Below are 7,684 nucleotides of genomic sequence, written 5' to 3' on the forward strand. Positions count from 1 at the left end.
GGGCAAAGGTCGTCCTGACCAGTCGCGCACTGTCCGACCGGGTACTGGGCCGTGCTCAGCCGCAACGGAATTCGAGCCCTCGTCCGGCCTCGTCCTGACGTGTGGCCGCTCTGCGCGTAGCAGCGCGTTAGCAGGAGCGGCGTCATGAGCCGCGTCACCTACTCGCGGCTCTCGCCGGCCGCTCGCGAGACGATCCGCAGCTGGTGGCCCGTCGCCGGCGTGCGCCCACCCACGATCGCCGGCTACGTCCGCCACTGGTTCCCTGACGGACAGTGGGGCGGCGACGAGTGCGGCTGCACGGATGACCGCTGCATCGGCTACCACCACGACGAGCTCGACGAGTGCGGGTGCCTGCCTGTGCTGCTCGACGAGTACCTGGAGAGCGCACCGTCTGACCCACTGTCTCCGGTGTCCTAGGGCACCGGTAGAAAGAGAGCGGCCTCGAGCCGGCGAGTCACCACCGACCGAGGCCTAGACCGATCACCCAACACGGAAGGCGAACGATCATGAGCACCATCATCACGCACGCAGGCCGACATCTGTCCCGCTTGGTGTGCCGGCGGCCACAACGCTGAGCAGGTCCACCAGAGCCGCCCGGTGGACGAGTGGCGCACTGCCGTCTACAACCGAGGCCCGGTCGGGGTTGCGATCACTTGGGACCCGGACACGGACGAGCCGCCCATGGTGCAGGCCTACGGGACGGAGGAGCTCCTGTCCCCGCAGGACGCGGACAGGCTCGCCAGGGCGCTGCTCGCAGCCGTGGCCCAAACCCAGACAGGGCAGTCGCGCCGCTAGCGCACCGATAAAAGAAGAGCGACCTCGGGCCGGCATGCCCGCCGCGCCCGAGGTCTAGACCGATCACCCGTACTGGAGGAGACCGATCGTGGATTCCATCATGCTCGCATCCGAATGCGAGCACGTCCGCCTTTTCGCCCAGATCTTCGAGGCGCTCGACTGGCGGCTCGTCCGCACCGACGGCCTGCCCGACGACATGACCGGGCTGGCGCACTGGGGGCAGCGCATCGTGTGGCTCGATCACGAGCTCCGCGGCCCCTACGCGCGGTTCGTCCTCGAGCACGAGCTGCAGCACGTCCTACGCGGCCCGGTCCTGGGCACGGGGCCGTCCGCGATCCTCGCTGAGGAGCTGGAGTGCGACCGCCTCGCCACCGAGGCGATGAGGGCGGCCGGTTACGACGTCGACCCGGAGTGGCTCGTCTATGGTGGGCGGGCCAGCGGGGGCGAGGGGTGGTCGCCCCCGCTGGTTCTCTAGGTCAGGCCGGGGTGTCGGCCTTCGCGGCGATGATCGCTGCGTGAAGCTCGTCCTTGTTGCCGCGACCTTCTCGGCGTTCTGGGGGAAGCGGTCGTCCTGGGTGATGCGGGCGACCTTCTCGATTGCCTTGCTCATGTCGAAGGCGGCCTCGAAGAACTGGTCCGGCAGGGCGCGGCGTTGTGGCTTGCGTGGCTCGGGGCGCTGGTACGTCTTGCCGTCGATGCCGGTAACCGGAGGCCGCGACGGGCTGGCGGGCTCGACCGGCTGCGGATGAAGGGGCGCAGCGGGAGCGTCGGCCGCGGCCTCCGGGGTCACCTCCTCCCCCGTTGTGTCGGTGGGGGAGTAGTCGTCGGAGACCTCGCCGGTCTCGGTATCGACGGCAGGCTCAGGTGGTAAAGACTTGACCACCTGACCGTCTCGGAGGTCCTTGATAATGGTGGGCCTGCTCACGCCGGTGGCTGACTCGATCGCCCGGAGGCTAAGTCCCTGCTCCCGGAGTGAGGCGACCTGCTCGGCGCGTTCCTCGCGGGGAAGGCGCAGCCGAGACGTGCCGAACTCCCGGGTGCAGTAGTCGTCCCAGCTCGCGTATCCGAGCGCGGACCATGCTCGCGTCTGGTACGCCGCGAAGTTCGCGTGAAGACGAGGAGAGATCGATGAGCAACGACGCGACGCCGGCCGCCTTCAAGAGTGCGCTCGGCGTAGTGGCCGCACTTATGCATCGACGTGGAGAGGGTGGGGGAGAAGTCCTCGAGGACGCGCTGGAGGAGGCTCTCGCCGGCGGAGGATCACAGGCTCCTGGTGGAAGCCCTCGGCACTATGACGGTCATGGTTCTACGGCTAGGGCGTCCATCTTGCGGCGGTCCACGTCGAGGCTCGTCGTGATCGTCGCAACCATCAGAGCCGCACCCCCATCGCAATCTCACGCGCCTGATAGCCGAGCCCAGCAGCAGTGCCACGAGCAGCGCCCGCCTCGACCCTCTCGCCGAGATCAGAAACTCGCGCAGTCAGGTCGGATAGCGCAGCTGTGACGGCACGCCACTCCTGAATGCCCACGGCACTATCGACGCGGACCATCGGCGCGACCCCGGCGACAGGGCGCCCGGCGCCGTACATGTTGCCGACCGCGTTCGGGACGACCTTCATGCCGAGGATGTCCGCTGTCTGCGCGAGGATCGCCTTCGCGCGGGGACGGCGCCAGTCGTTCGCGTGCGGGATGTAGGACTCGCCGCCGGTCTCCGGTTCGTTCCAGATGCGGACCACGTCACCGGAGGCGATCTGCGGCACGTGCGACTCGACGCCGCCGGCGGCGTAGGCCTTGAAGATGTTCCCGTAGGCCGAGGATCGGCGGTTGATCCGGTCCGTGCTCATGTCCGTCTGGCTGATCTGCCGTTGGATGCGCTCGGTGACGATGATTTGGGCGTACCGGGTGCGTGCGGCGTAGTCGATCTTCGCGGCAGCCGCGTCGGCACCCGTCTGCTGCACGAGGATGGGCACCTGAGACGGGATGAGCTTCAGCTTGTCCGCAAGAGCCTTCGCCTCATCCTTCGTCTTACCCGCAGCGACGGCGGCCTTGATGAACTCGTCGCGGCCCTTCTGCATCGCCGCCGTGCCGGCCTTCGTTGCTTCCTCGGTGCCCTTCGTCGAGGCGATGGCATTGAAGTCGGCGACGACCTTTGCCTGCGTCTTCTTCACCAGCGCGTCGAGAGCTGACTCGTTCCTTCGGCCTGCCTCGGTGTCCGCGTTGAGCCGATCCGTGGCCTTGAGTTGGGCGTCGGCCCACTTGCCAGCGGCCTGCGTCTGCGCCTTCGTCGCCTCCGTGATGCCGAGCTTCTTCAGGCGTGCATCAATGAGGGCGTTGCGCTCGTCGTTGAGGCTCTGCGTCACGTCGTCGATCGCGGCCTGGAAGTCACGCTCTGCGGCGCGCTGATCGAGCGCCGGACCGCCAAGACCCATGATCGCGTCCGCGAGGTCCTTCAGCGCCTGCTCGGCCTCCTTCGCCGACGACTGGATGCCGTCCGCCGCGCCAGCCAGCTCGCCAGCCGGACCGACCGCGCCCGACGCGGAGCCGCCGACACCGTCGATCCCGTCCGCAGCCCCCTGAGCGGCCCCGGGGATCTTGTCAAGGGTGTCCTTGGTCTGCTGGAAGGCGAGGCGACCCCCGTCCGCGTCGCGAGCGCCGGCCTGGATGGCGTTGCCGAGCTGCTGCCACGGCAGCATCATCGCCTCAGAGCCGAGCGCCCCGGACTCGGCGGCCTTGCGGAGCTTGTCGAACGAGGCGCGGTAGGCGTCGAGCTTCGGTCCGCCCTCCGCGATGGCGGCGGTCATGGCGGAGAAGTCGACCCCGGCGGCTTCAAGCTTGGACCAGTCGGTCTTGTTGATGTTCTCCTGCAGTCGCTTCAGGACGTCCTCGTAGCTGGCCGCGGTCAGTTTGCCGGTCTGCTCGTCGAGGGTGGCCGAGAACGACTTGGCGGCGGCCTCAGCGTTCGCCTGCGCGTTCGCGTAGGCGGTCAGGCCGGCCACGGCGCCCATCATGGCCATGCCCCACGGCCCTCCGAGCATGCCCATGAGCCCACCCGCGGCACCCTTCAGACCGCCCGAGGCCGCAGCTGCAGCGGTTGCAGCGGTGCGGAACTTCTGCGCGGCGGTCAGGGACTGCGTAGCCGCGCCCTGTACCGCGGGCCCGTAGCCGATTGCGGCGGCTTGGGCGAGGCGCATCTGCGCGGTGAAGCTGCCAACACCCGACCGGAGTGGACCGACGAGCGTCTGGGCCAGCCGGCCCACCTTCGGACCGACGAGGGCCAGCGAGGTGAACGCGGCCGCGCCGAGCAGTACAGGCCCGGGGATCTGCCCGACCGCGTTGACGACGTTCTCAGCGGTGCCGGTCAGCATCCGCAGCGTGTCGTTGGCGCCTGATCCGGACTTGATCAGCACGGTCTCGAACGAGCCGCCGAGGCGCTCGATGTCGCCCTTCAGGTTGTCGGTCAGGGTCGCGGCCTGGCGCATCGCGTAACCGGACTGGTTGACCTCGCCGGACCACGTCCGCACGCCCTGCGCGCCTTGGGTGTAGAGCACGTTCGCGGCGCGGATCGCGTCCGAGCCGAAGATCGTGGCCATGGCGGCGTTCCGGGTGGCGGGGTCGAGCCGGGCCATGCCGTCGGTGAGCTTGCCGGCGACCGCCTCGAGCCCGATGAACTGCCCGTTCGCGTCGTAGGCCGTGATACCAAGCTCGTCCATCTTCGCCTTGGCCTCGTCGGTCGGGGCGGCGAGGCGCTGCAGCATGGTCTTGAAGCTGGTGCCCGCGTCGGAGCCGATCAGGCCGGCGGAGGCGAACATCGTCAGCGCCGTCGTGGTCTCTTCGACGGACAGACCCATCTGGGAGGCGACGAGGCCCGACTGCTTGAGCGCCATACCGAGATCGCCCACGCCGCCCTGGGCCTTGTTGGCCCCGGCCGCGAGGAGGTCGGCCACGTGGGAGACCTGGTCTCCCTTGAGCTGGAACTGCGTCATTGCCGTGGCCGCGATCTCTGCCGCGTCCGCCACGTCAATCTGACCGGCGGCCGCCAAGTTGAGGGCTCCTGTCAGGCCGCCGCCGATGATGTCCGAGGTCGAAACGCCAGCCTTCGCCAGCTCGGTCACCCCTTGGGCGGCCTCGGTGGCGCTGTACTGCGTGTCCGCGCCGGCACGGACCGCGGCGTCCCGTAGCGAGTCGACCGCGGCCCCTGTGGCGCCCGTCGCGGCAGCCACTTGGCTCATGGTCGCGTCGAACTCCGCGAACTTGGCGATGGCACCACCGACCGCGAGGGCTACGCCGAGGCCGGCGGCAGCCATTTTGTCGGTGCGCTTGGACGCCTGGTCGACATGGTCGCCGGTCTTGTTCGAGCTGGCAGCCAGCCTCTCATTCGCCTTCGCGGCATCGTCCAGACCCTTGAGCAGGTCGGTCATGTCGGCCGCGTACTTCACGACGACGGAACGAATCACCATGATTACCTCCTGGGCGACGGGTCGGCGGCGGGCGTGTCAGGCTCCTGCTCCTGCAATGCGCGGACCTTGGAGCGCAGCGAGTCGATGAAGAACGAACCCTCGCCCTGCGCGGCGAGGCCGGCCCGGAAGAGCAGGCTCCGCAACCGCTCGAGCAGCTCGACCGCCTGCTCGGAATCATCCGGCCGCGAGTAACGCAGCGCCCGGGACATCAGGTTCACGGAGTCGAGCGCCGCGGACTTCTCGTCCTGACTCATCCCGATGATCGGGCGCAGGAGGGACACCATGCCCTCCTGCACCTCCTCCGGCATGGCGGCGAACTGCTCAACCAGCGAACGCTCCGTCGATTCACTCATGGCCGGACCGTCGACGATCTGTAAGGGGCGCGGCGCAGGCGAGATCATCGCGACGGGAGGACGCCATGGGGGCGTTTGAGCGCACTCCCTCGCCTTCGATCCCAAGGTCAGCGGAGCACGCTCGGACCGCGGGTGACGTTGACGCCGCGCCCCTGGCCATTACGCGCCCACCGGCAGCTGAGCCTCATCGTCCTCGCCCTCCGGCTCGGGCTCCTTCAGCCCGAACTCGACGAGCAGCTCATCGACGTCACCGAGGGAGCCGCCGGCGTCACGCATCTGCCGGCCATAGAACTCGACGTCCTGGGGGAAGAGGGCCACCTTCGCGGTGAGCTCCTCGATCCGCGCACGCAGGTCCCGCAGCCACTGAGGCTCGTGAATGAAGGCGTCCTCGAGGTCGAACCCGAGCGTCTGAGCGGTGTGCTCGACCTCCGCCTCGGCCTCGACGCGCTCGACGAGCCAACCGCGGTACTGCTCGACCACCCGTGCCCACTCGGCCCGCATACGGTCCCGGTGCGCCTCCTGCGGCGGCACCCACTCGGGGTCGGCGGCGATCTGTGCGGCCACGTCACGCAGCTGCGTCTGGCGCTCCTGCAGGTGGCCCAGTTCCCGCTGCAGCCGCCACTCGACCGCGGTTGGCAGGGTAACGCGCTCGCCCCGAGCGACTCGGTCCTGGATGTCCCCGTCATCGAAAGTGCGCATCCGCCACTCGGCGTTGCTGAACTCCTCCAGCGCCTTGAGCAGCTCGCCGCGCTTCGTCAGGTGCTGCTCGAGCGCCTTCCGGGCCTTCGCGATGGCAGGATCCAGCGCGGCAGCCTCAGCCTCCGCGCCACGCACCCGGGCGGCGTGCGCTCGCCTCTTCGCCTCCCCCTGCGCCTTCTGCGCGACCTCGACCCGGGCCCGCAGCTTCGCGATCCGCTCGACCACCCCAGCGGCGGCCTCGGGCTCGTCCAGCACGTCGGCCCCCGACGACGACTCCGCCGCCTGCAGCTCCACGCTGGCCGAGGCCGCCTCAGCAGCCCACTCGGCCGCCTGCGCCTCGTACCGGTCGGGTTCCTGGGCCGCGGCCTTGATGTCCTGCTCGCTCATGGTGTCCTCCTGGTATCGACTACCGCTCACCCCGGATGGGTGAGCGACTGGGGTTTGGGTTTCAGCGGCGCCAGCGCTCGTCGATCGACGTCGGGCGCTGTGCCGCTTGGGGCTTCGGCAGGGACCTCTTCGGCGTCCGGGCAGGCGCTGAGGCCTCCGCCCGGATGGCGGCCGCACGCTCACGGATCCGCGCCACGAGCTCATCCTCAGTCCACGCCTCGCGCATCGCCCACTCCGTCAGAGACTCGACGGCCCCCCGTGCCGCGGACTCGGCCAGCCGGCGACGCGCTGCCTCATCGGCACCGTGGACGAACCGTCGGTCTCGCTCCATCGCGGCCTCGATGACCGCCTCGCGGGCCTCAGCGACCGCACGAGACTCCTGCACGCCCGCCGGCCCAGCCGACTCCCGAGCGGACACACGCGCGCCCGTCGGGCGGGACGTCCCAGCGGTCTCCCGGGCGGCCTGCGGGCGGTACCTGCGCACGATCGCCGCGGCACGCTCGGCCACCAGCGGCGGCACCTTGCCACTCTGCACAGCCGAGAACGTCTCAATCCCGTTCCGGCACGCCTCCTCGACCCCGGCGCCCCCCTCAAGCCAGGTCAGCACCCCACGAGCGCCAGAGCCAGACGCGCCGGCCTCCTGCAGCTCACGCATCAGCGACTCGTCGTCGTGAGACGTCCGACCGAACGCCATCCCGGCGCGACGGTCCAGCTCGGACTCTGACACGGACCCACGCTCGGCGCCGAAGGCCGCATCGAACGCCTCGACCGACGTCTCCCGCCCGAACGCCGCCGCCACGGCAGCGTCCGCAGCCCCCGCAGGCCTCGACGGCTTGCGGCCGAACGCCTCCGCGATGACGTCGTCCAAATCCCTACTCCCGGTCATGCGGCACTCCCTCGCGCCTCAAGCAGGTCCACAACAGACCCGCGCTCAACAACCCACGACCGGCCCGCCTTGCGCCCGGACAGCGCCCCAGCCGTGAGCAACTGGCCC

At 69.7% G+C, this 7,684-nt stretch carries 8 protein-coding genes; 4 read left to right on the forward strand and 4 right to left on the reverse strand.

From position 1 onward, the window contains the following. The first annotated feature begins 144 nt into the window (after positions 1-144). The 4 genes from N864_RS16600 to N864_RS16615 all read left to right on the forward strand — a co-directional run bounded on the left by N864_RS16600 (position 145) and on the right by N864_RS16615 (position 1,544). On the forward strand, positions 145-417 hold the full coding sequence (locus tag N864_RS16600) for a hypothetical protein (RefSeq protein ID WP_034719374.1): 273 nt from the start codon (positions 145-147) through the stop codon (positions 415-417). A gap of 120 nt (positions 418-537) precedes the next feature. After that, the gene (locus tag N864_RS16605) at positions 538-795 is read left to right on the forward strand and encodes a DUF6907 domain-containing protein (RefSeq protein WP_420805219.1); all 258 of its coding nucleotides are present in this window, start codon (positions 538-540) and stop codon (positions 793-795) included. A 100-nt stretch (positions 796-895) separates the two neighbouring features. After that, a complete protein-coding gene (locus N864_RS16610) occupies positions 896-1,270 on the forward strand; it encodes a hypothetical protein (protein WP_155892982.1) in 375 nt (124 codons plus the stop codon). 40 nt (positions 1,271-1,310) lie between these two features. Continuing rightward, the gene (locus N864_RS16615) at positions 1,311-1,544 is read left to right on the forward strand and encodes a hypothetical protein (protein ID WP_034719383.1); all 234 of its coding nucleotides are present in this window, start codon (positions 1,311-1,313) and stop codon (positions 1,542-1,544) included. 620 nt (positions 1,545-2,164) lie between these two features. Here N864_RS16615 and N864_RS16620 read toward each other — a convergent pair. The 4 genes from N864_RS16620 to N864_RS16635 all read right to left on the reverse strand — a co-directional run bounded on the left by N864_RS16620 (position 2,165) and on the right by N864_RS16635 (position 7,576). Further along, entirely contained in the window at positions 2,165-5,251 is a 3,087-nt protein-coding gene (locus N864_RS16620) for a phage tail tape measure protein (RefSeq protein WP_034719385.1), read from the reverse strand. Positions 5,252-5,253: 2 nt separating this feature from the next. Beyond that, complete coding sequence (locus N864_RS16625; RefSeq protein WP_034719387.1) at positions 5,254-5,604, reverse strand: hypothetical protein; 351 nt, start codon at positions 5,602-5,604, stop codon at positions 5,254-5,256. 159 nt (positions 5,605-5,763) lie between these two features. Beyond that, positions 5,764-6,690: a hypothetical protein gene (locus tag N864_RS16630; protein ID WP_034719391.1), complete on the reverse strand. Its 927-nt coding sequence runs from the start codon at positions 6,688-6,690 to the stop codon at positions 5,764-5,766. Positions 6,691-6,751: 61 nt separating this feature from the next. After that, positions 6,752-7,576, reverse strand: coding sequence for a hypothetical protein (locus N864_RS16635; RefSeq protein ID WP_034719393.1), 825 nt, complete (start codon positions 7,574-7,576; stop codon positions 6,752-6,754). Positions 7,577-7,684: the final 108 nt, after the last annotated feature.

It is taken from the genome of Intrasporangium chromatireducens Q5-1 (genome assembly GCF_000576575.1).
GTDB lineage: Bacteria > Actinomycetota > Actinomycetes > Actinomycetales > Dermatophilaceae > Intrasporangium_A > Intrasporangium_A chromatireducens.

What these genes read in the sequence shown, in the direction of transcription:
- N864_RS16600 (WP_034719374.1), top strand. Translation starts at nt 145, where the DNA reads ATGAGCCGCGTCACCTACTCGCGGCTCTCGCCGGCCGCTCGCGAGACG.
- N864_RS16610 (WP_155892982.1), top strand. Translation starts at nt 896, where the DNA reads ATGCTCGCATCCGAATGCGAGCACGTCCGCCTTTTCGCCCAGATCTTC.
- N864_RS16620 (WP_034719385.1), bottom strand. Translation starts at nt 5,251, where the DNA reads ATGGTGATTCGTTCCGTCGTCGTGAAGTACGCGGCCGACATGACCGAC.
- N864_RS16625 (WP_034719387.1), bottom strand. Translation starts at nt 5,604, where the DNA reads ATGAGTGAATCGACGGAGCGTTCGCTGGTTGAGCAGTTCGCCGCCATG.
- N864_RS16630 (WP_034719391.1), bottom strand. Translation starts at nt 6,690, where the DNA reads ATGAGCGAGCAGGACATCAAGGCCGCGGCCCAGGAACCCGACCGGTAC.
- N864_RS16635 (WP_034719393.1), bottom strand. Translation starts at nt 7,576, where the DNA reads ATGACCGGGAGTAGGGATTTGGACGACGTCATCGCGGAGGCGTTCGGC.